19 protein-coding genes are annotated in these 22,111 nt (G+C 47.3%); 12 read left to right on the forward strand and 7 right to left on the reverse strand.

All coding sequences use genetic code 11. The features are described from left to right. The first annotated feature begins 52 nt into the window (after window positions 1-52). Window positions 53-631 carry a hypothetical protein gene (locus tag H6798_04315; protein MCB9821730.1) on the forward strand — a complete coding sequence of 193 codons (579 nt, stop codon included), beginning with the start codon at window positions 53-55 and terminating at the stop codon, window positions 629-631. Next, window positions 628-1,335: an aspartate/glutamate racemase family protein gene (locus tag H6798_04320; GenBank protein MCB9821731.1), complete on the forward strand. Its 708-nt coding sequence runs from the start codon at window positions 628-630 to the stop codon at window positions 1,333-1,335. Before H6798_04315 ends, H6798_04320 begins: the two co-directional genes overlap by 4 nt. A gap of 500 nt (window positions 1,336-1,835) precedes the next feature. Here H6798_04320 and H6798_04325 read toward each other — a convergent pair whose 3' ends face one another. From H6798_04325 to H6798_04340, 4 genes are all read right to left on the reverse strand, one after another. Then, entirely contained in the window at window positions 1,836-3,428 is a 1,593-nt protein-coding gene (locus tag H6798_04325) for a hypothetical protein (protein ID MCB9821732.1), read from the reverse strand. Between the two features lie 354 nt (window positions 3,429-3,782). Further along, on the reverse strand, window positions 3,783-4,934 hold the full coding sequence (locus H6798_04330; GenBank protein MCB9821733.1) for a hypothetical protein: 1,152 nt from the start codon (window positions 4,932-4,934) through the stop codon (window positions 3,783-3,785). A gap of 95 nt (window positions 4,935-5,029) precedes the next feature. Beyond that, window positions 5,030-7,702, reverse strand: coding sequence for a hypothetical protein (locus tag H6798_04335; GenBank protein ID MCB9821734.1), 2,673 nt, complete (start codon window positions 7,700-7,702; stop codon window positions 5,030-5,032). A 145-nt stretch (window positions 7,703-7,847) separates the two neighbouring features. Beyond that, window positions 7,848-8,837: a hypothetical protein gene (locus tag H6798_04340; protein MCB9821735.1), complete on the reverse strand. Its 990-nt coding sequence runs from the start codon at window positions 8,835-8,837 to the stop codon at window positions 7,848-7,850. Between the two features lie 98 nt (window positions 8,838-8,935). Here H6798_04340 and H6798_04345 point away from each other — a divergent pair, with 98 nt between their 5' ends. Both H6798_04345 and H6798_04350 read left to right on the forward strand, forming a co-directional pair. After that, window positions 8,936-9,901, forward strand: a complete 966-nt coding sequence (locus H6798_04345) for a hypothetical protein (GenBank protein ID MCB9821736.1) — start codon at window positions 8,936-8,938, stop codon at window positions 9,899-9,901. 90 nt (window positions 9,902-9,991) lie between these two features. Further along, window positions 9,992-10,678 (forward strand): hypothetical protein, encoded by a 687-nt coding sequence (locus H6798_04350; GenBank protein MCB9821737.1) that lies wholly within the window; start codon window positions 9,992-9,994, stop codon window positions 10,676-10,678. Between the two features lie 24 nt (window positions 10,679-10,702). Here the strand turns inward: H6798_04350 and H6798_04355 are convergent, their stop codons facing one another. Then, complete coding sequence (locus H6798_04355) at window positions 10,703-11,485, reverse strand: hypothetical protein (protein ID MCB9821738.1); 783 nt, start codon at window positions 11,483-11,485, stop codon at window positions 10,703-10,705. 189 nt (window positions 11,486-11,674) lie between these two features. Between H6798_04355 and H6798_04360 the strand changes: the two genes are divergently transcribed. The 8 genes from H6798_04360 to H6798_04395 all read left to right on the forward strand — a co-directional run bounded on the left by H6798_04360 (window position 11,675) and on the right by H6798_04395 (window position 20,313). Next, window positions 11,675-12,193, forward strand: coding sequence for a hypothetical protein (locus tag H6798_04360; GenBank protein ID MCB9821739.1), 519 nt, complete (start codon window positions 11,675-11,677; stop codon window positions 12,191-12,193). Between the two features lie 37 nt (window positions 12,194-12,230). Then, the gene (locus H6798_04365) at window positions 12,231-13,421 is read left to right on the forward strand and encodes a cation:proton antiporter (protein ID MCB9821740.1); all 1,191 of its coding nucleotides are present in this window, start codon (window positions 12,231-12,233) and stop codon (window positions 13,419-13,421) included. Beyond that, entirely contained in the window at window positions 13,421-13,855 is a 435-nt protein-coding gene (locus H6798_04370) for a hypothetical protein (protein MCB9821741.1), read from the forward strand. Before H6798_04365 ends, H6798_04370 begins: the two co-directional genes overlap by 1 nt. A 113-nt stretch (window positions 13,856-13,968) precedes the next feature. Further along, window positions 13,969-14,784, forward strand: coding sequence for a protein phosphatase 2C domain-containing protein (locus tag H6798_04375; GenBank protein MCB9821742.1), 816 nt, complete (start codon window positions 13,969-13,971; stop codon window positions 14,782-14,784). Further along, window positions 14,784-16,622, forward strand: coding sequence for a hypothetical protein (locus H6798_04380; protein ID MCB9821743.1), 1,839 nt, complete (start codon window positions 14,784-14,786; stop codon window positions 16,620-16,622). The genes H6798_04375 and H6798_04380 overlap by 1 nt, the downstream gene beginning before the upstream one ends. Continuing rightward, window positions 16,619-17,665 (forward strand): nicotinamidase, encoded by a 1,047-nt coding sequence (locus tag H6798_04385; GenBank protein ID MCB9821744.1) that lies wholly within the window; start codon window positions 16,619-16,621, stop codon window positions 17,663-17,665. Before H6798_04380 ends, H6798_04385 begins: the two co-directional genes overlap by 4 nt. 66 nt (window positions 17,666-17,731) lie before the next feature. After that, a complete protein-coding gene (locus tag H6798_04390; protein MCB9821745.1) occupies window positions 17,732-18,505 on the forward strand; it encodes a hypothetical protein in 774 nt (257 codons plus the stop codon). A 206-nt stretch (window positions 18,506-18,711) separates the two neighbouring features. Beyond that, window positions 18,712-20,313 carry a methyltransferase domain-containing protein gene (locus tag H6798_04395; protein ID MCB9821746.1) on the forward strand — a complete coding sequence of 534 codons (1,602 nt, stop codon included), beginning with the start codon at window positions 18,712-18,714 and terminating at the stop codon, window positions 20,311-20,313. A 3-nt stretch (window positions 20,314-20,316) separates the two neighbouring features. On the opposite strand, the gene H6798_04400 is transcribed toward H6798_04395, so the two are convergent. Both H6798_04400 and H6798_04405 read right to left on the reverse strand, forming a co-directional pair. Further along, window positions 20,317-21,081, reverse strand: coding sequence for an ABC transporter permease (locus tag H6798_04400; GenBank protein MCB9821747.1), 765 nt, complete (start codon window positions 21,079-21,081; stop codon window positions 20,317-20,319). Next, window positions 21,078-22,028, reverse strand: coding sequence for an ATP-binding cassette domain-containing protein (locus H6798_04405; GenBank protein ID MCB9821748.1), 951 nt, complete (start codon window positions 22,026-22,028; stop codon window positions 21,078-21,080). Before H6798_04405 ends, H6798_04400 begins: the two co-directional genes overlap by 4 nt. Between the last annotated feature and the right edge of the window lie 83 nt (window positions 22,029-22,111).

Here is a 22,111-nt window from a genome sequence, read left to right on the forward strand (position 1 = left end):
CTCCAAGATAGCTCCCGAAAAGGGAGCTTTTTAATTTTACTGGAGTTTACAGGTGAAAACGATAATTGAGGCTGGTCACTATTACAGTGTGAACGGCCCATCACAGGCAAGCCTTAAAGGCTGGCAAATTGGTAAAGAGCTTGCGGCTACTCTTCCTAATTCAGGTTTGGTTCTGTTCGTTGATGATTACCACAATGAACAAGACTTTCATGAGCCAGGTGACACATTTTTAAGCACTGAGGAAGCAGAGTTAGCGGCAGAAGCTATGAAACAGGAAGCTGCCCACGTTTTTAGTGAGGCAGAGATTGCTAAGAGTGCACCGACAAAAGTAAGCGAGCTACTTGATGACGGTGCTGTGAAATTGAAAAAGGGTGTGGTTTCAGTTTCGGGCGTAAGGTTAGGTACAATGTTTGACCATAAAACAGAGACTTTTAAGCCAACCTGCGTCTTCCTTGACTATATACTGCTTGGTCAAAAAGCTGAACTTGCTCCTGACCAAGTGACGATACTGCCTGATACCTATCAAAAGCAGCAAGGTAACCTTGCAGTTGTTCTAGGTAAGCTGGTAATTCCGACCCTTGCAAGTTACGAAGCTCAATACTACAGCCTTAACGGCGAGGTGCAGATATGAAAAAGCACAATCCAAAGATAGGGATAGTATCTGGCATTGGACCATTAGCTGGTTCAGATGTGTTTGCAAAGCTGCTTAAATATGCAGCTGATACCTATGATGCTGTTGAGGATAGTGAGTATCCAGATGTGGTACTGGTTAATCACGGCATAGAAGGAGTTGATAATATCGGCACTCTCAATCCTCAGTTTGAAGCTGACATTGTTGCAATGGTCAAACAGCTAGAACAAAACGGGGCTAACGTAATAGGAATGGCTTGTAATACGGCTCATATTTACTTGAGCAAGATAAAAACCAATTCAAGCACAACTTTGGTTAATTTAATTGACGAAGTAGCTAAAGAAGCATCAAAGGCTAACACAACCTACCTACTGCTAACATCAAGCACATCCAAGAAACAAAGCCTCTACCAAAGCTATTTGAAAAAATATAAGGTTGCGTTTCAAGTAACAAACTCTGAGCAGCAAAAATTGCTGGATGAAGCTATTGGCCTTGTGATGGCCTATAAATTAAAAGAAGCGGGTAGATTGCTAGCTAAAGTGTTGAAGTCGGCAAAAAATACAGGTTTTGACGCCGTCATTGCAGGCTGCACAGAACTACCGATTGCCATAGACAACACAAAAAACACTGATGGTCTTACAATAGTAAGTTCTAACGAGGTATTGGCAAAAACCCTAGCAGCTCATTACTATCATCAACACTAACGGATTTGTTATAACTCAGGCGGCCTGCCCAAAGCTCACTTTGAAGCACTCAACAGGTCGCCTGATAATCCAAATATCTCAACCAAGTGCTTTAGTCTATAATCATTGTGTGCATTGATAGCAGATGTTTGAAATGCGTCAACTATCTTGCACCAAATGGGAATTATCGGACGCGTTGGCGTCCTTTTTTTCTTGGGCTTAGCACAATGGGTATTATTTTCTATTGGTAAATCGAGACAAAACACTCGCAATGAGTTGCTGGCAGATGTAGTGTCGCTCATTTTCATAGTTGTCGGCTTCCAGATAATGAAATAATTCCACTTTTTGTATCTAGAATTAGTGGTTTTGGTAAAGCCGATATTAAGACTTAAGCCGGAAGCATAACTTCTAAATACTTGGTGGTTAATAATAAATAGCCCTACTCTAAAAGTAAGGCATGCTGGGGGAACGCGTCCGAAGACGCGAACCCCCAGCTAGGAGCCTAAAGTTTCGCCAACTGGTTACTTCTTCTTCACATCCCCCGGACGCACCTTGGCAATCGGCTTGCAGACCAAGTCTTTGGCCTTGCTGGCAACGAAGCGGACACGCCTGGTTTGAGGCAACGAACGCCGGTTGATACCAAGGGGTTCGTCTGGACCGCCAACACGGCAGGAGATCTCGGCAAGGCGCCTCTCCATCCTGGCATTGGAGTCAAAGAGCCGTTCGAGTAGCTGGTTGAGCGGCCTGCCAAGCAATACGGAAAGCAGCTTGAAGACGATGTACAGCAAGAGGTAGATCAGTCCTGCCGCAATCACCAACGCAACTGGGCTCAACAACAACAGCCAGACGAGGGACGAACCGACGAACCGACTGGTGATGAAAGTGCCTAGCAGAACAATCGAAAAGACCAGCGGATTGAACACCCACAAGATTGGATTGGTAGCACCCTGCAACCAGCCACTCTCATCGACCTTCGTAAACCACCGGCTGGTACGGCGTCGCTTCTTTCTGCCCTCTTTGATGAAGTCTTCGCGCCAGGCGGGCTTCAGCGAAGCGAGCACGCCGTAGTCGATATCCCTGATGCCAACGATTGCCAACACGACCACCGTATGCAGATTCCAGAGCCACGCAAGTAGCCCCAGCAAGAACAAGCCCGGCTTCTTGAGGACGTTCTTGGTCAAGACCTCCAACGCCCGGTCGCGACGATCGCACTGGTTCATGGCCGGCCGGCCGGCGCGTTCGTGCTTGCTTGCAAGCCACTCGACAAGTCGACTGGCTTTGGCCGGGGCGAACAGCTTGCTGTCGATCTCGACCACTTCCCGCCCAGTGTTCCGTGAGCGATAGAAACCAGCAATCCGCGACACAAACTGAATCGTGTAGTCGCGGTCTGGCGAACGCCGCTCTTGCTCGAGCTCCGATTTCAGCAGATTTAGTTGCTCTCGCAACCCAGCCAGCTGGCTTTCGAGTTCGGAAATCTTTGCTAGATCGGCTTGCGGCCGATGAGCTTCACGAAACTCCGGATCAGTATTGTGCTGCTCGAGACGGAACTCAGCTTCTTCGAGGGCATCTTCCAAGCGAAGTCTTTCGACTTCGTCTGGATCCATACCATCGGTGACCTTCTGGAGCGGACGCATTGCGTCCAACTCATGCCTCAGATCCCACTTATGCGAGTCAATTGCACGCTCCAACTTGTCGATCTGAGCCATCAAGCCAGCCGGATCGGCGTAAACCCTCTCGAGAACCGAGAGCAAGAATCTGCCATCGATCTCAGACCGCTTAGTCAAATGGTGAATGTGCTTGCGCCATCCCAACTTTGAGTTTTCCGGCCAGACAACAACCATCATGACGGTGGTCTCGCCGGGGTATTCGAACGAATGGTGGGCCAGGCCGGCCTCTAGAGGCACAACCACACGCTGGACTTCGACGTCGTCGACCAAGAAGCACATCAGTAGGTGCGGCCTCTTTCTCCGTATTTCTTCGCTATCGAGCTCTGCCTCCAGCGGTGCACGAGTACACCACCGTAGCACAGCATTCGGATCATCGATCACTTGCTCCCCCGAAGGGAAGATGATCGCCCGATCCGTAATCACGGGCTTAGTATCTGTGACTGTCATGCCACTCCTTTGGATGTGATGAACCATCGCCCATTACTAGGGACGGTTATTTGGTAAGGTTCCGAAACTACTCTACAATATTGTTTGCGATATTACAATAATTCAGTCAAGATTTGAGTACTATATATACTAGATGTCGCTTTGTATGATGAGCTCATTTACTTGTAGTGTTTAATGTGGTGTAGTAAGCTTCTTCCTTTTGTTGGGGCGATTTGGGCATAACCGTGCACAGTTCGCCTTAACAAACCAAACGGAAACGGAAGGTACTTTGACATGACAGGAATGCAGACAACAAGTCCGCACTGCTATCGAGAAAATATATCGTCATTATTTTTTGCAATTAGTGAATGCTATCTAAAAACGTATAGGTTGGCCGTTATAGGTGCCACATTTATTGTTAGTCCAGGTGTTTGTGTCGGAGTACCACTGCTTGAGCTTAAGATCGTCGGCACATGGATAATACGAGCCAAAAATATCGTTGTCTTTAAATGTGTTTAGGCGAGGAGCATACCATTTAACGAGCTCATCGGCACCAATAACCAGAATTCCGTAGTTACTAGAAAGCTTATTACCAATAACAGTGTTGTAGTTGGTAAGTAAACCATCTTTTCCGGTATCTTGGCACAAGATTAGGGCAGCACTCTTTTTGCCATATGGTCCGCCGGCACAATATTTGTGATATATCTGATAAGATTTTGTGGCCGGATGGCTTATCTGGTTGTAAGAGATATTCCAATAGCTACCACCGTATATACTGACTCCTGCCCAATCTGAGTTGTAGCGTACAATGTTGTTTTTGAATGTTCCGCCCCAGACACCATTGATATCAACGCCTGGGCCAAAGTTTCTTTCGATTAGATTATTTTCTATTACCGGGTTTAGGAAGCGATCGTAAGTTCCGTTGGCACTTTTATTAACTTCGCCATAAATACCAGCTCCAACCGGTACACCGCCAGTTATGCCACATTTGTAGCCAGACTTTTCGATAATACTATTCTTGACTGTGACGTTCTTACCGGTAATACCCAATGCCGAGCATGTGCCATTTCGGAGCCGTACATTATCAACATTCATATTCATCGAAACTAAACTGTAGGTGGCGATGTTGTTTGCATCTAAAGTGATGCTATCTATATTTAGAAATCCATCGGCTGTAAAAACGTTTAAGATACCGTCGCCAATTGTAGTTTGCCACGGTGCAACTGCCTTGAGAACTGTTTGATCACGTTTGCCCGAAACACCTTTGACTATCTTTTTGCCAAAAACGGGAATTGGTTTAGAGATTTCGTAGGTACCTGGCTGAATTTCTACACAAGAGTACTTATTGATTGTGTCGGCGAGCGAAGTTGTGCCACTCCATGATTGGCAGGCGCTTTCGGCGTTGGCAGATTGCTCGTTAGATAGAAATATTCTCCAACCCGTAAAGCCGACAGCTGCGATGACACTTGCGGCCACGATAATTAATAATAAATGGTGGATAATGCCAGAGTTGTTTAATTTTTTCATTTTTGTTATTAAATACCTTTTTATGCTACAAAGATTTTAGCTCTTAATAATCAGCTTGTCTATATGGTTATGTTTTTTTGGAAAAAAGTAAAGTCCTACGCAGCATCGACCAAATAGATTGAGCTTTCCAAGCCATACCCATTAAAGCGGACTTGCTCGACAGGCACAGATACTGGTGTTAATCGACCATTGGTCATAAGTGTCGACATGGCGTCGTGAATAGCAGGTCGGTTTGTTGAAGCGCTACCTTTTTTGTCATATACCATCGCCAGCCTACGTCCGGCTCGCGCGGCAGTCGACTTGGCGTAAGTTAAATATTTTTCCAAAAAGTCACTAGCGTCGAGCTGGTTAACTGTGTTCTGAATAGGGTTTAAGCCCCGGATAATCAGAATCTCTTCTCCATCGTCTGTAGTTGCCTCTATGAATAAACCACTACCGACAAATCTAACCTGCTCACCCATATCTTCAGCAATTAGTACGGCAGTCAGGTTAGGCATGCTGGCCGCAATACTGTGATAGGATGTTGCCCAACAAGCATCACCAATTTGTCCAGACAGTTCCAAGCCAATGTCTCGGTTAGGAATAAACTGTAGCGTCTTGGTTTTGACGTGAGTTGACTGCATTTTTGGTCGTAACAATCTGTCGAGTGCTGCACGTACTTCTGAAGTGTTAAACAGCTCTCTTCTGACAAATGCCTCAAAATTGATATCGTTCGGCCGCAGCTTCAATAGAAACTCCTGAACAATCAAGTGGTCTACTACTTCTAAGACTGCATTCAGGTCGTCTAGGACACTCGTGTTATCTAGTAGGCGTCTAAAGGCAACCTTTAGTTCGTGACCTAAGTTCTCCTTTGCAAGTCGCAAGGCTTTCTCTCTTAGGGCATCTCGCATCGGCTTGATGTGTCCAAGTTTTGCGCACGCCTCTAGAAATCCCGTTACACCACTAGCCTCGGACAAATCTTCTAGGTAACTCCCATCGATAATTTTGTCGTAGTCGGATAGTTGTTGATTGATTCTAAATGCCTGCCTCGCAGATTTTGCTTCTGCTAATTTTTGTATGAGCCCAGCGTGTATCTGAAGAACTCGAGTGTGTAAATCACTTAGACGATCACTATATACATCCAGATTTTCATCTTCGGACCAAGCAAGTTTAGCAATCTCGCAGAAGCTATCGATATAGCGCTCTGCTTCTTGATTCATTGAGTCTTGTTCCGACTTCCTCTCGACAATCTCGACCTTACCGCTATTCTGATATGTGTCGGTGTTAAGTGGCGCTGTCGCTTCTTCTGGATATTCCATCTGGGTCTCGAGAGTATATAGTTTATTTACTATTTCGCCTGACGAAGTATTTCCCCATATGGTGTCGTCAAAACGAACCGCCACGCGCCAAAGTCTTTCATAAACTTTAGAACCCTTGATTTTAGCCTGCTCGCTTGCGTAGTCCTCTGCAGTTTTATCGTTTCTAGCAATGAATCCTTGGATACTTAAAATTAGCTTCTTGAGCTGCTCTATACCTATCGCACCAATCTCTGTAATCCCGAGAAGTCTATGTTCATCTGTAAGTTCGCCATTTAAAATCCCTTCGGTAAATAAATAACTGTGGTAATCTATGTTGCCGCGAAAGATTTCTAGAGCAATAATCGGTTGAGTTTTATAGCGATGGTAATACTCCCATAGAATATCGTTATGGCCTGTTTTAAGGATTTCAAATATATACTCCCTTGCAGATACTACGGTGTTCAGCCCAAAAACCTCTGCAAGTTCCTCGAAACTCGGACCATAAAGATGACGTGTATCTTCGAGCAGCTTACCCCGACTGTTCGGTTCAATGGAGCGGAGTATTTCTAGGAATAGTTCAGGATCGAGTGGATCAAAATATGATTCTTTGTCGACTAAAACCTTTAAGGCAATTTCACCCGTAGCCATAAACAATGCATCTTGTCTGGTAAAATGCGGCATTTCGGTATCGGACCCATCTGTATCATTATTAAACATATGGTAGTCATGTCCCCAGAACACTCTTGAAACTTCTAGTATATAGTGGGCTGCTCGCCGACTGGAGCGCATCAAGCCATAGCCTGCCTCTGCCCGAGTGTAGCCATAGCCCGCAGGCTGCCCTGAAACTAGATATCTGCTCGTTTCATAACTTGCCCTCACGAAGTCACGGTATGCACCTGCTACCATTTCAGTATTACCACCGATTATTGAAGCAGACTCAAAAAGCTCTGCCTGGCTTAAGCCACCAATATGTTTAGAAAAGATGATGCCAGCTATAAGTATTTTTTGAACTGGTGCACCAACCCTATACGACACAAAAAACGGTAAACGAGTTTCGCCCTGGTACGCAACATTAAATGCATCATTCATTTGGCGAGAAATCATATGCTTGGCGACATCTTTTAGATCAAGGCAGCTAGTATCTAGAATGAGCTTGCTGTCATCTACCTTAATTCGCTCTTCAGACCACCAACCTCGTTTTTCACGTTCTTCCCAACTCATGCCTTCGTACTCAGCATGTAATCGTTCTTTTTCTGCTGCTTGAGCTTTGGTTTTCGCCATTTCATCGATTGTTAATGCGAAATATCTAATTCCAAAGTCGATGATACTGGCAATCGAATGATGAGCATATTGAGAATTGCTAGTTCGCTTACCATCCTCATCCAGAATATCCGGATTAACAGTTATCGATGCTAGAGTAGACAAGACTTTTGCTTTATCTGGATGATTTATCGCTTCGTATAGGCTTCTTGTTTCCCAATCGGAGTCCAAAAATTTCTCCAGCTCCGCGGAGGTAACTACTTTGTCAACCTGGGTCTGCTCACTCAATACAATCCGCTCGCAAATTTATCACTTAATAGATAGCTTATTTTATCATAAATTATGTAGATAGTCTATTTAGTTATATGTAGTGTGGTTAGTTTTTTGGTGGGTCGGTCGGCTTGAGGTCGCTCGACTTATAAACCATCAAGTAACTGCCGTTAGACAGTTTAACTACACCGGGATCGGCTGCCATAGCGCCGGGGTTATAATTTGAGTTTGTTTTGGTAAATGTCTGGCCATCATTTGAGGTGGCTATATCTATGCCACCAGTAAACAGATAGTAGGTTGAGCGGTCTAAAATAACGTTGGGAATAGCCCCTCCGCTATAAGCAACACCCTCATAAGTGAAGTTAAGCCCATCGGTTGAGGTGGCGCTTATTACCTTTAGATCACCTGTGCCAGTGTACATCCGCCATAAATCACCGAATTGTACGACGTCTGGGTCGTAGATATTGCTATATTCAAACCGTGCACCGTCTTCTTGAGTAAAATTTAAGCCATCTTCGGAAATTGCAGAATAGATGCCATGGGTGCCGCTGCCCGAGCGAGCCGTGCTGAAGTCTAGATAAAACAGCCTAATGCGACCATCCGCGAGCAAGAACGGTGCCGGGTCGACAGGCACTCGATCGCCTACACCTTCGATGGCAATAAACTGCCGATCACTCCAGGTTTCGCCATCATCTGTAGATGTCCGCAAACCAATTTGTTCGGGCAAACCGTCGGTCGAGACATCGACAAAGTATAAGTACAAGACCCCATCTTTCTCGATAACATCTGGCACACTAGCATGTTCTTGGAGTAATGTACCGGGAGTTTTTGGCCACTGATCAATCCGATTCGACACGACGAAGTAAACACTGTCGTGATAAGGACCTTGAGGCATTTCCGACCAATTATAGTTTTGGCTGTTAGAATTCGGTGTTTTGGCAGAAGATGTTTTCTGTGTCTGGCTACTACTTGGCTGGTCTGGTTCAGCCTTTTTAAACACTTTAATGTAAGAGAAGTAGCCCACGACTCCAATCACCACTAGCATCAAGACCAGCAACAAATAATGCGCAAAACCATCTTGCTTATGCTTAAACATAGATTGATTCTAGCATTTGTTTGGAATTTTCTTAAACATAACCCCCTGCCTAACTACGATATATTGTCAAACAAACATAAGCACTTTAAGATATGCTTATGAAAAGACTTTCTAATGGTTTCTCGATAGTTGAGTTATTTTTGGTAGTTGCGGTCTTGGCGATTGCTGGGGTTGGCGGCTACTACGTATATAAACGCAATCAGTCAAAGCCCGATAATCAACTCCAAACAGAGCTAAAAACAGACAATCAAGCCAGTGATTCTGACTCAACGCTCGAGTTCGAAGATGGTATACGCCTCCAACCGAGTACTTTTGGGGTTACGGCTGGTTTGCCAGTTGCCGATGTGTCGGCAATTCAGCTAGACAATGGTAGCTGGCGCATCTACGCTTTTGCCCAAGAGCAAGGTATTGTCAGCGCAATTAGTGATGATGGCCTAAACTTTACTGCCGAAACTGGAGCACGTCTGGGCGACGGTGCTGGCATGCCAAGAATAATTAGACTCGCAGACAATACATATCGGATGTACTTTATCGACCAAGGTAACGTTTCGAGCGCAACCTCAGTCGACGGCCTAACTTTTGTAAAAGAAAATGGCTTTCGAATCACTGCCCCAGACGGGGTTGATGCAACTACGGGTATTTCTACGCCTATCAAACTGAGCGACGGCAAATGGCATACTTACTTTTCGGAGCTACCTAGACCAGGCGAAGGCTTAAAAGCCTTTAATGTTTACAGTGCTATATCAGATGATCTAATCAGTTGGACTGTCCAGGATGGGGTCCGAATTGGTGGTACACTCGTTCCGACTGCCGAGCATCCTGATGCAGTAGTTAACGACAAAGGCGAGGTGGTGCTGTATTTCTTTGTTAATGAAACAAGAAAACTAATGACAGCCACATCTGTCGATGGTCTAAAATTCGAGAACTTAAAAGACACTGGACTCGACTGTAATGACCCGAATATTGCTACAAGCTCAAGTGGTGAATATCGACTTTATTGTGGCGACTTCGATGAGCAAGCTGGCGGGATAGTCAAAAGCGCTCAAATTTCGACCCTTCCATAGGTGCAACAACGTTTATTGCAGGTGTATCTGTTTTATTGCGACGAAAGCTTAAGCGTGTTAAATTATGAGTAGTAATAGGAGAGTCTTTTGATGGACGAAAACAACCAACCTCAACAGCCAGCGATGCCTCAGATGGATCAAGCCACACCACAAAACCCAGCACCAGTAAACACAATGCCAGCCACGCCTGAGCAGCCGATGGCTCAGTCAACAACGCCACCTGCTATGCAGGAACCCACTCAGCAACCTGTAGCTGCGGACTCAACCCCTGCTGCGGTAGCGGCAGAAGCATCAATGCCGGCCGCCAACCCTACACCGGCATACAATCCAATGCCAAACTACGCGCAAACCACACCGATGTCGGCGAGTGTAGGTAACGGAGATAAGTGGCGTAAAATTGCAGTTATTAGTTTTGGCGTAGCCATACTAATGCTGCTCGTTGGAACTCTAATGCACTGGCTAAAGCTTAAATTTGATATCGGAAACTTAGGCGCCAACGAACTTAAATCTAAGGAACGGGTAGCCTATACCGTGCTGTCATTTTCGGCCCTACTGACCACTTTAGCTTATTTGCGACGTTGGCGCTGGATATTGATTGCTTCACTGTTACCGATGTTGTTTGTAGTAGTGATGGTCTTCAACCAAATGCCTCGAGATGAGGTCGACAAATTAGTCGTGAGTATCCAGCCTGGTTTCTGGTTAGCACTGATTGGCTCGGTAACCGCCAGTATCACGACTGTCTGGCTGATGGTTATTACGCGTAAGAATAAGCTCTAGACATCATTTAGTACATGCTCAGAGTTAAGCAGACGCTAGTCTATATTGCTGTTCAAGCATTTCGATATTCACAACATTTCCAGCATTTAAAAGCTCTAGGTAACCCGCCCAGGTTTTTTCTCCGGTAATTTGATTGGCTGGCACGAGGGTATCGGCCTGCTGATCTATTGGCAATAACTCGTCTAATTTACATAGCATAATATGCAGTCGACGACTTGCATCATCTTTCTGCACATCAGGTCCGACACAAGTCGATCGCTTATGAAGTTCTTTGACCATCCAGTAAAGATAGCCTGCTTGTGATCTATGGTATTTTGTGATGCGCATAACCCCAAGTAACCATACGGTTACTATTCGCTGATCGTATATTGCATTAATCATCGCCTCGTCTTGGACTTTTTTAACCGACCTTTTTAAATGCTCATCATTCGATTTTAGCTGTTCGATAACACCGTTAGTGTCTACTTCTTCTGAAATTCTAGGTAGCAGATTTGCCAGTAGCTCGTATTTTGGCATACGATCGATTTCGCTTTGTACTTCTTGGGTAGCTTGTTTGCGCGACAGCCAGTTAATGCCAGCAGCGATTATTGCAAGCCCTCCGACTGCATCTATTTTTGCAGACCAAGACAATAATTCCGCAACCGCTATTGTGGCGGTGCCACCGATAGCCGCAGCTAGTTCGAATCTCGCATTCCGACCACTAGATTCAACAAGTTCGGCTAATCTGTTACCGAGATCTTCCGATACTGTTTGCGTTCGACCAGTGTTTTTTGGTGCTTGAACGCCAGGTCTAAGTGGCATTTCCATATTATCTCCTTGTGATTGACTTATATAATTTCACTTTTTTATAATAATTTCAATATTATGGTTAATTAGATTTAGTTGAACTACTTCATAATGGCGCACTCGAGAAAATTAGCATTCAGCAATTAAGAATAAGCGTTTACTTCTTGCAATAGAAGCTCTAGAATGACTTCATAATTTTAGGAGTCTAATATGAACTACAATATCCACCCGATTATCGTCCATTTTCCCGTAGCCCTACTAACCTTGGCCAGTGTCCTGGCAGTCATCATGCAGTTTAATCGTTTTGCTAAATACAGAAAACAGCTGAGTTTTGCCTACCGAATGCTGTTGTTAATCGGACTAGCTGGCGCCTTAGTCGCCCGTATGACCGGTGAGGCAGCCGCCGAACTGACTGTCCGAGACCACGACCTCCTAGAGCGTCATGAACTGTTTTCGAGTCTGGCTACGATATTCTATGGACTACTTGTGTTTATTGAATTTCTGCCAAGTGTTGTAGCGTTTGCAGCTAAGAGAAATTGGCTTAAACCAAAAACCAAAAGAAGCATTCTGCAATTCGCCCAAAAACTGGCTAACCCAAAGTTGGTTTCGATCATGGCAATTTTAGCGGTGATTAGTCTGGTGGTAACTGGCATGCTTGGCGGGGCAATGGTATATGGGGAAACAGCCGACCCACTGACCAAATATGTACTCCAGCTGCTTGGTCTTTAAAATCCTTTAGATATAGCTAATGGTATACTGGTTATAGATGCTTGAATTCAATCTACCATTGTTTTTGGCTTGTTTCTTCTTGGCCACTTTAATTGTCGGCGCGGTTTTACGTAAAGTGCGCATACCTTGGATATTTGCAGCTTTGATGATTGGCACCTCATTATCTTTCCACAATCCGTTTTCTGCCCAGACTAATAGCGATGCATTCGCCTTTCTTGCCCAACTGGGCATGTTTTTCATGTTGTTTATAATCGGTTTCGAGATTAATTTACGAGACTTGCTTAAACAAGGAAAGTATATTGTTGCATCTTCAATGTTTATCGTCTTAAGCGAAGCAGCCATTGGTTCTGTACTTTTATATAGTTTCTTTGACGTGAAATGGCCAATCGCTATCTTGGCTGCAACCTCTTTTGCGACAGTTGGTGAATCTGTTTTATTGCCAATATTGGAAGAGTTTAAGGTTATTAAAACAAACTTAGGTCAGACTATGCTGGGGATTGGTGTTATAGACGATATAATCGAGCTAATCACAATTGTTCTTGCGAGTATTGCAGTCGGTTTGCAGTCTGGGCACTCACACTTCAAAATTGCTACATTCGCAAGTGTACTCGGTATAATGTTTGGCTTGGCTATTCTGCTTACTGGTATCCGAAAGCCAGCCCAAAGAATTAGATATTATCGGTTTGATTACTTCTTTCTGTTTGTAATGTTTCTGTTCTTTATCTTTGTCGGCATAGGCCAATTAATTGATGCAGCCAGCTTAGGCGCACTATTGTCTGGTATGGCATTGCGCAACTTCTTGCCCGAAACCAAACTTAAGCACCTAGAATCTGAAATAAGAACGCTCGCCTATGGTTTGTTCGGACCGATCTTCTTCTTATGGGTAGGTCTAGACACAGATGCACACGTCTTAGTGCAGTTTCCGCTACTAATCTTATTTATCACTGCAATGGCCAATCTAACAAAAATTATCGCGAGCATCATTGTAGGCAAAAAGCGCTTTGGAGTGAATGGCTCGGTAATTATGGGCATAGGTTTATCGGTACGTTTTAGCACCAGCATCGTGATTATTAAACTACTTCACGATAACGGTATGATCGATAGTAAGTTATATTCAGTTCTGCTAGGCTCGACGATAATCTTTAAGTTTATTATTCCGCCAGTCTTAGCCTACTTAATCCCTCGTTGGCAAAAAGCTAACCCTGAGCAAGCAGTAATAAACAGCTGATGGATATACACGACGAGTTCAAGCCAGAATTGAGTCCAAAAGATATGCTCGAGCTAGGTGTTTTTGGTGGAGCATATTTCGAAGACATACCTGGCGAGTTCCCAATAGACTGGTTTAAGTCCGCAAGATTATCGAAGAATGGTAAGCCCGACCCGATGCTTAATTACTACGAAATAGAGGCCTCGCAACCGTTACAGGTATGGCAACAAAAGGGCTGGATCCACCCCCAAGACCCGATGGGTTGGTTTCAGTGGTACTGTCGCTACTATCTTGGCAGGCGGACAGACGATGATACCCGCCAGATAAAGCGCTGGAAAGCTATTCGCAGACACATAAGCCAAATCAAAAATGCCTGTAGTCCAGGAGATTTAAGTTGTCGCCGAAAACAACGCCAGGCTTTATTGCATTGGGCTTACGATAGTCGAAAAATATAATAATTTTTTCATACTTAGTGTTGACATTACATTATGTATGGAGTACTCTTTGTATAGTGTGGTATGTACACTTACTGCACATGCTCATTAACAATCTAGTCAGGGAGTGCTCCATGCAACCTTACGAATTCGCAACTGCCTCCCAGATTGGGAGACGGCATCGAGAAGCCAGTCGCAATAATCAAGACGCTTTGCTCGTTCGCCTACCCCGCTCTGCCGTCGAACCGACGGTCGCGGTTGTTAGTGATGGCTGCGGTAGCACACCACATAGCGAACTTGGCGCGTTTCTGCTCGTCAGACTGTTTGCGGACTTGATAGCCCGAGATAATGGGTCGATTCACCGCTTAGAGCAGCGTTTGGCAGAGATTGCCACACAACTCAAGCTCCTGGCCAGGCAACTGTCCGGACAAGACGAGCTGGTGCTTGCAAGCATGCTTGCAACACTTGTTGCGGCTGTGATTGGACCGGATAATGCACACTTCATCGTCGTCGGCGATGGTGTGGTGACTATCAACGGCGAGACTCGTATGTTCACTGACGGTGACGGTACCCCACCTTATCTTGGGTATGCCGCACTTGAAGATCAGAACCTCTACCGCCCAATCGAAGCATTACCGATCAACACAATCACACTGCCGCGTGCCGACCTCACAGACTTCGTGATTGCCAGCGATGGACTTGGCGATCTGATCGATCATCAAGATTCATTGCTCCCCGGCAGTTCGCAAGAAACCGTTGGCAAGCTGGATAAGCTGTGGACCAGCGACTCATTCTTTACCAACCCCGACGCATTACGCCGTTACTTGGCGAGAGTTAACCGAGACGTTAGTAAGTTCGACCGCGCAAGCGGCGAGCTAACACATTACCGGGGACTCCTCGACGACGACACGACTGTAATCGTTGGCCGACGCCTCAAAATGGAGGGCTAATGACAACCGTATATATCAATGGTGCGGCCATTCGCCTGACCTCCTCGATGGCACTCGGGAAAGGTGGTGAAGCGGACGTTTACAAGTACAAAGGCCAAGCCCTGAAGTTGTACAAAGCACCGAATCACCCAGATTTTGTGCACACGCCATTTGAGCGTGACGCAGCTACTCGGCGGCTACAGCTTGCCCAGACTAAGCTTCCGGCTTTCCCGACAGGTCTGCCTTCGCAGATCATCGGGCCAGACGAACTGGTCATGGACAAGAATGGCAAGATCGTCGGGTTCACAATGCCGTTGATCGATGGTACCGTACCGCTCAAACGCTACGGTGAGCGTAGCTGGCGTGATAGCCAAGCTTTCGACCACCAAGCGGTCTTGCAGATCTTCACCGATCTGCATAGTACATTGAGTGCGGTACATAACCATGGCATGGTAATTGGTGACTTTAACGATCTTAACGTCTTGATCAAAGACGACCAAGCGTTCCTAATCGACGCCGATAGCATGCAGTATGGCCAGTACCCGTGTACGGTTTTCACGACACGCTTCGCCGACCCCCTGATTCTCACCGAGGATCAAGGACAGTTAACGATGGCGCGCTCGTTTTCGACCACAACGGATTGGTATGCCTACGCTGTCATGTTGATGCAATCACTGGTCTACGTCGACCCGTATGGGGGCGTTTTCCGGCCAGCGGACAAAAAACATCAGCTGGCTGCCAGCCTGCGACCGTTGCACAGGATAACCGTTTTCCACCCGGAAGTCCGCTATCCAAAGCCAGCCCTACCGCTAAACGTTTTGCCACTTGCCTTGAGTGAATATTTCCACGAAGTGTTCGTTAATGATCTCCGCGAGGAGTTCCCCACCGATCTTCTGGACTCCTCGCTCTGGACACAGCGAACGTTGGCTCTAAGTGCCATACGTACCCCGCAGACCGTAAGTGGTGATGTTGTCGTTACCGTGTTGTTCGATGCATCCGACCACCGGATTTTGGCTGTCGGTTACTTCAAGCAAGGCATGGTCTGGCTGACGCATGATGGTTCGTGTTACCAGCGCGAATCGGATCGCTTTAGGCTCGACGGCCCACTTGATGGGAGTGTTCGCTTCCAGCTGGCTGGCAACACCACCTTGATGGCCAAGCATGGCCGGCTGATTATCTTCAACCCAGATGGGACGAAGGAGATCAAGTCGGTTGACAGTGTTGGCCAGTTGCCGGTAATCGCCAGCAACAGCCAGCACGTCTTCTGGGTTAAGGACGGCCTGCTAATGCGTCGTGGTCGCTTCGGCGACTCGGCAGTTGGCCAGGTCTTGCGCGATCAAACCGTAATTTGGGCAGGTGAGACATTCGGCTTCGGCTACTACCGCGCCGGCGAACTCGAGCAGGCTTTCCTGTTCGACACCAACGGTCGTGGTATTAACGACAATTTCTCGCTCTCGCCTATTCCGGGAAATTTGATTGACATGACGGCCACGTTTAGTGACTCGCTCGTGTGGTTCTTTGCTGCCTTCATGCACGGCGGCCAGGAATATCGCAAGATTAGCGTAATCGACCACCACGGCAACGTGTTGGTTGATGAAACGCAAGACTACGCCGCCGACGGCTGGCACGCCAACATTCGCGGCTTTGCAGCTGCTGGCAGTCTGTTGTTTGCGGCAACCGATGAAGGCCTGGTGCGTATCGAGATCGTGGCCGGAAAGCTCAAGGTAACTCAGCGTTACCCAGACACCGAACCCTACCTCGACCACACTAGTCGGCTCTTCACCCATGCGAAGGGGATCTTCGCCGTCACCCATGGTCAGATCATCGATCTGGCCCTCAAACCGAAAGGAACACCATGAGTCTCGTACTCCCAAACTTCTACCAACCGACCAATGCTGAGGTCTGGGGCTATAACCCGGACATTCAGGCACTGGCAGGCGTTGCCGAGCAGTACCGACAGGACAACAAGATCCTGCCGGCCGCCGGTGATCGCCGTCGGATCGAGCTGCTGCTGATCGATTTGCAGGGTGACTTTACCTATCCGGAAGGCACTCTGTATGTCGGCGGTCGCTCTGGTCGTGGGGCGATCGAGGATATTCAGCGAGTTGCGGAGTTCATCTACCGTAACCTGGATGTCATCACCAACATCACTACCACCCTGGACACGCACTTCGCCTTCCAGATCTTCTTCCCCTGGTTCTGGCAGAACGCCGCCGGCAATTCACCGGCAGCGCACACCATCATCACCACGGAAGACATTCGGAAGGGTGTCTACACGCCCAACCCGGCTGTCGCCGGCCTGTTGGTCGGCGGCAACTACCAGTGGCTGCTCAAGCAGGTCGCATTCTATGTGGCCGAGCTCGAGCGAGCGGGCAAGTACCAGCTTTACCTCTGGCCGCCGCACACTCTGCTGGGCAGCGTCGGTCACGTCCTGAACGGCGTGATCCACGAAGCGCGGATGTTCCATGCGCTGACTCGCTTCAGCCAGTCGGGTTCGGAGATCAAGGGCGGCAATGCGCTGACCGAGAACTACTCCGTGCTCCGACCGGAGGTGCTGATGCGCTGGGACGGCGAACCGCTGGACCAGAAGAACACCCGCTTCATCGAGTCGCTCCTCGAGAACGACTACGTCGTGATCGGCGGCGAGGCCGCCAGCCACTGCGTCAGCAGCTCGATCGACGATCTGCTCGGCGAGATCCTGGCCAAGGACCCGGCACTGGCCGCCAAGGTTTACATCTTGGCGGACTGCATGTCGGCAGTCGTCGTGCCCGATGGCAACGGCGGCTTCCTGGCCGATTTCACGCCGCAGGCAGAGGCCGCTCTCGAGCGCTTCCGTCAGGCCGGCATGCACGTGGTCAAGTCGACCGATCCGATCACTTCCTGGCCGGACTTCCGGCTCTGACATACACCCCGGCTGGACAGGTTCATTCTTGTGCCTGTCCAGCCACCGCTTTCGAAAGAAGGAACAATGAGCGATTCAATCACCGACCTCTTCGCCGACGCCGTCGATGAAGGGGCTCTCACCAAGGCATCCCTGCGGGTACTCGCCACCCCGGACATCAACACCAAGCTCCAAGCTGCCATGGGCGTTGATGTCGACAATGTCATGGCCAGCGAAGTCGTCTTGGTCAACATCCTGATGGACAACTCTGTCTCGATGGGGCCGATGAAGGCTACGGCCATGGATGGTCAGAACGAGGTCGTCGACGCCCTCCTGGCGACCAAGGAGGTCGACGGTGTGCTGATGCTGAGCACATTGCTCAACGGTGGGGCAGTTGGTGGCTACCAGCCGCTGGACACATCGTCCAAGCTGGACGCCAAGACCTACCGCATCACCGGCAACACACCACTGTACGAACGAACAGTCGATGTCTTGGCTGCCATGGTCGCCAAGACGCAGGCTTTCGTCAACGGTGGTGTGCCCGTCCGAACGATCACCCTGATCGTGACTGATGGTGGCGACAACGCTTCCAGGCATACCTCGGCCGATGTCAAGCAGGTGGTTACCGACCTCACCAGGCAGGAACACCACATCATTGCCGGCATGGGTATCGACGACGGATACACCGACTTCGTGGACGTGTTCACGGGCATGGGGATTCCCGATCAGTGGATCCTGACACCCGGCAATTCCAAGAGCGAGATTCGGGCAGCGTTCCGAGTCTTCTCGCAGTCGGCTGTGCGTGTCAGTCAGTCGGCCGCCAGCATGAGCCAGGTCGCCCTCGGCGGCTTCGGCACCTGAAGGAGGTAGCGAGACCTTCGGGAAAACAGCAGGCTTGATCGCCTCAATGATCGAGCATTAACTGCAACAAACCTGCGGACTCGCCCGCAATCAGTGAGTTGGGGTCGGTTGAGTAGCCTCGTGCTACTCCCGACCCCGCTCACAAGCAACTTATCACTATTCATCTAAAACTAGTCAAACTTAATAAAACAAGTATTATGAAGTACATGTATACATATCTATTGGTTCCGGGCAGGCATCATTTATTAAGTAATTTTATGCACGATTACTTTTTACAGGCTAGTAATAATCGCAGTATCGAATTAATCGACGGTAGCCAAGCCGAGTTTGATGAAAGTATCTGCATGGTTTGGGCAATCACTTCAGCTAATCATCAAAACACTCGGCGCAATCCGTTGGCCGGATACCGTCGCGAAGCTGCTGTTGATGAATTTATGGCAGATTTGCCATGTCAATATCTGACTTACCATATCAACGATATCGGCCAATCTAACCGGTTTGCCGACTATATAATCAAATCTATCGAGGTTGAGAGCCGAGGCTCAACATTACTAACTCCCGATAACACAATTGTGGCAACCTCAACCCCAAGTGTAATTGAGCTATTCGAAACCTTGGGCTACAAAATTGCACCGATTGAGCTTTCTAGCCGACAGCCAGAGCAATACCGTGCTGCTCGCGCCTGGGACATATTGCTGGAGCTGGTGGCGGCCGGCAACAATTGGCGTGATTCCGAAAGTTATATCCAACAGATGCATCCAAGTAGTCAGAGATTGCTTGACAGATACAAGCTAGCCGAGCAAATTATCGAACTCCATAACGATCCATTGGTTGGCGATGAGGGCGACATAACAGAGACTCGTGATTACGAAAAGTACCGTCAATCTTTCGATACTGGCGCCGAACGTAAATACGCTATTCTTGGCCCCCATATTCGGCCAGGCAGAATTATCGATATCGGCTGCGCAACTGGATCTTTACTAAAGCAAATCGACAACGACGATCGTTTTCGTGAATCTGATTTATACGGTATCGAAGTTGCCAAACCGCTTTACGATCGGTGCTTGCAACGCCTTGCCAATGGCGAGTTTCGGAATGAAAACACTTTCTTTTACCAACGTAATATTATGCGAGGCAAACTATTCCCAGACAACAGCGTCAATACATCAATTAGTATCTCATTAACGCACGAGATTGATTCCTACCTTGGACGAGATAGTCTACACAAGTTTATTAGTCAGATTTTCCAACAAACGGCACCAGGTGGCGTATACATCAATCTAGATGTCACTTGCCCGGAAAACCCAGACGAAAAGGTGGTAATCTGGCTAAACCACCTCGATGGCCAGGATGCTGACGATCAAGAATACGCGATCGATCGCCAGACAGATTATAGTGAGTACCTTGGCAAGCTATCGACACTTGGCTTGTTTAAGCGTTTCATCAAAGATTTTCGAAAAACTGAAGGCGATCAGATCAAAGATTACGAATTATTCGAAAAAGATGAGCAGTATTTTGCTAGACTGCGCCGCGCCGATGCTGTTGAATTTATGGTAACTAAAGACTACCAAGATAGCTGGTATAGCGAAATGCACGAGCGGTTCTGTTATTGGCCGCCGAGCGAATGGCAGAGGCAACTCGAAGCCGTTGGCTTTAGTGTTGACCCAGCTTCGGGAGCTTTCCAGAATGATTGGATCAATCAGAACAGATTCGAAGGTAAGCTTAAGTTGTTTATTGAAATCGATGGCCAGCTCGTACCTCAGGACTGGCCAGATACCAGTGTATTGATGGTTGCACGCAAGCCGTAATGACTACTGAACTTTGCGGTATAACCAGACGGCTAACGGCGCAAAAACAAAGATAATACCTGCTGTCCAAAGTAGCGTATGCCAGATGTATTGGCCACCATCGGCGACTCCGCCCTGCGTAAGGTGTCTAACAGCGTTTACGACCTGGGTGACTGGCTGATTTTGCGCAAAGTGCTGTAGCCAATTTGGCATGGTTTCGACAGGCACGAACACCGAACTTGCAAATACAAGTGGAAATACCCATAAGAAGCCGGCTACTTGAACAGTCTCTGAATCACGCAGCCACATTCCAATTACGGCACTTATCCAGCTAAATGCATATGCAAACAAAATGATAATCAAGCCAGCCAGCAAGAACTTTAGCAACCCCTGTTGATAGCGAAACCCAAGCAGAAAGCCAACCGAAGACATAAGGATAATCACGAACAAGTTGCGAGCTGAGTCGGCAATTGTCCGGCCCGCCAGCACGGCGTAACGAGCTATGGGTAGGCTACGTAATCTATCTATTACACCTTTGTCCAGATCTTCAGCTAGTCCTACACCTGTCTGGATAGCACCGAATAAGGCGGTTTGAGCTAGAATCCCAGGTAATAAAAAGTTAATGTATTTTACATCTGAACCACCGCTAACTGCACCACCAAATACATAGTTGAACAGCAATAGAAAGATAACCGGCTGTATAGAACTAAACACTAGTAATTGCGGAATTCTAAAGTTACGTTTTACATTTCGTTTAACAATCTGGAGGGTATCGGCTACACCTTTCATTTTTCTTCTCCTGTACCTTTGCCTGTCACCGCCAAGAATACATCGTCGAGTGATGGTCGATGCAAACTAAGTTCCTCGGCTTTGATTTTGTACTTCTTTAGTAGACCAGCGACCATGACTATATCGTCTGCGCCGTGTTTGCTTTTGAGCCGAAGTTCACGAGTTAGAGTATCGGTATCGACATCTCGCTTCATCTCTGTGGTTAGTAATTCAGCAGCCTTCTTGAGATTTCGCTCGGCAACTTTTAGTTCGATTACATCCTGGCCTAAGCTATTTTTTAGTTCGGTCGACGAACCCTGAACTATCATCTTGCCATGATCAATTACGTAAATGTAGTCACATAAAGCATCGGCTTCTTCAAGATATTGAGTTGTAAGTAAAATTGTCACGCCTTGGTCTACCAGGTGGCGAATAATATCCCATAGTTGCAAACGCGTACGCGGATCAAGTCCAGTGGTAGGCTCATCTAAAAAGAGTACTTTTGGAGTTGCCACCAAGCTTGCGCCCAGGTCTAAGCGACGACGCATGCCTCCAGAATATGTTTTAATCTGTCTGTCGCCAGCTGCGACCAAGTCTAGTTGCTCTAATAGTTCAGTCGATTTCTGGCGAGAAGTTTGTCGATCCATGCCATAAAGTCTAGCGACCATCTGTAGGGTTTCGCGCCCAGTTAGAAAGCCATCGACTGCTGCATACTGCCCGGCCAACCCAAGGCGTTTGCGGGCCTCGTTTGGGTTATGTAAAACATCTACACCATCGACCAATACCTTGCCACTACTAGGTTCTAGTAATGTCGTCATCACTTTAATTAAAGTGCTTTTACCAGCACCATTTGGGCCGAGTAAGCCAGTTACCTTGCCGCGCTCAGCCTTTAAGCTGACATTGTTCAGCGCTTTTAGCCGACCAAAGCTCTTACTTACCCCTGAAACTTCAATTGCATTTTTTGACATACTGGTTAATTGTAAACCAGTAAACTTCGCGCCGCAAGTTACCTATTATGTGTTAATAAAGTTAAAATAAAGTGCTTGTGGCT

It is taken from the genome of Candidatus Nomurabacteria bacterium (assembly GCA_020631905.1).
Classification (GTDB): domain Bacteria; phylum Patescibacteriota; class Saccharimonadia; order Saccharimonadales; family VXPC01; genus JACKGQ01.

Bases quoted from the DNA above. Each gene is read 5' to 3' on its own strand.
- H6798_04370 (MCB9821741.1), top strand. From the start codon at position 13,421: ATGGATATACACGACGAGTTCAAGCCAGAATTGAGTCCAAAAGATATG.
- H6798_04385 (MCB9821744.1), top strand. From the start codon at position 16,619: ATGAGTCTCGTACTCCCAAACTTCTACCAACCGACCAATGCTGAGGTC.
- H6798_04395 (MCB9821746.1), top strand. From the start codon at position 18,712: ATGTATACATATCTATTGGTTCCGGGCAGGCATCATTTATTAAGTAAT.
- H6798_04390 (MCB9821745.1), top strand. From the start codon at position 17,732: ATGAGCGATTCAATCACCGACCTCTTCGCCGACGCCGTCGATGAAGGG.
- H6798_04330 (MCB9821733.1), bottom strand. From the start codon at position 4,934: ATGAAAAAATTAAACAACTCTGGCATTATCCACCATTTATTATTAATT.
- H6798_04350 (MCB9821737.1), top strand. From the start codon at position 9,992: ATGGACGAAAACAACCAACCTCAACAGCCAGCGATGCCTCAGATGGAT.
- H6798_04400 (MCB9821747.1), bottom strand. From the start codon at position 21,081: ATGAAAGGTGTAGCCGATACCCTCCAGATTGTTAAACGAAATGTAAAA.
- H6798_04320 (MCB9821731.1), top strand. From the start codon at position 628: ATGAAAAAGCACAATCCAAAGATAGGGATAGTATCTGGCATTGGACCA.
- H6798_04360 (MCB9821739.1), top strand. From the start codon at position 11,675: ATGAACTACAATATCCACCCGATTATCGTCCATTTTCCCGTAGCCCTA.
- H6798_04405 (MCB9821748.1), bottom strand. From the start codon at position 22,028: ATGTCAAAAAATGCAATTGAAGTTTCAGGGGTAAGTAAGAGCTTTGGT.
- H6798_04345 (MCB9821736.1), top strand. From the start codon at position 8,936: ATGAAAAGACTTTCTAATGGTTTCTCGATAGTTGAGTTATTTTTGGTA.
- H6798_04375 (MCB9821742.1), top strand. From the start codon at position 13,969: ATGCAACCTTACGAATTCGCAACTGCCTCCCAGATTGGGAGACGGCAT.
- H6798_04355 (MCB9821738.1), bottom strand. From the start codon at position 11,485: ATGGAAATGCCACTTAGACCTGGCGTTCAAGCACCAAAAAACACTGGT.
- H6798_04365 (MCB9821740.1), top strand. From the start codon at position 12,231: ATGCTTGAATTCAATCTACCATTGTTTTTGGCTTGTTTCTTCTTGGCC.
- H6798_04325 (MCB9821732.1), bottom strand. From the start codon at position 3,428: ATGACAGTCACAGATACTAAGCCCGTGATTACGGATCGGGCGATCATC.
- H6798_04380 (MCB9821743.1), top strand. From the start codon at position 14,784: ATGACAACCGTATATATCAATGGTGCGGCCATTCGCCTGACCTCCTCG.
- H6798_04340 (MCB9821735.1), bottom strand. From the start codon at position 8,837: ATGTTTAAGCATAAGCAAGATGGTTTTGCGCATTATTTGTTGCTGGTC.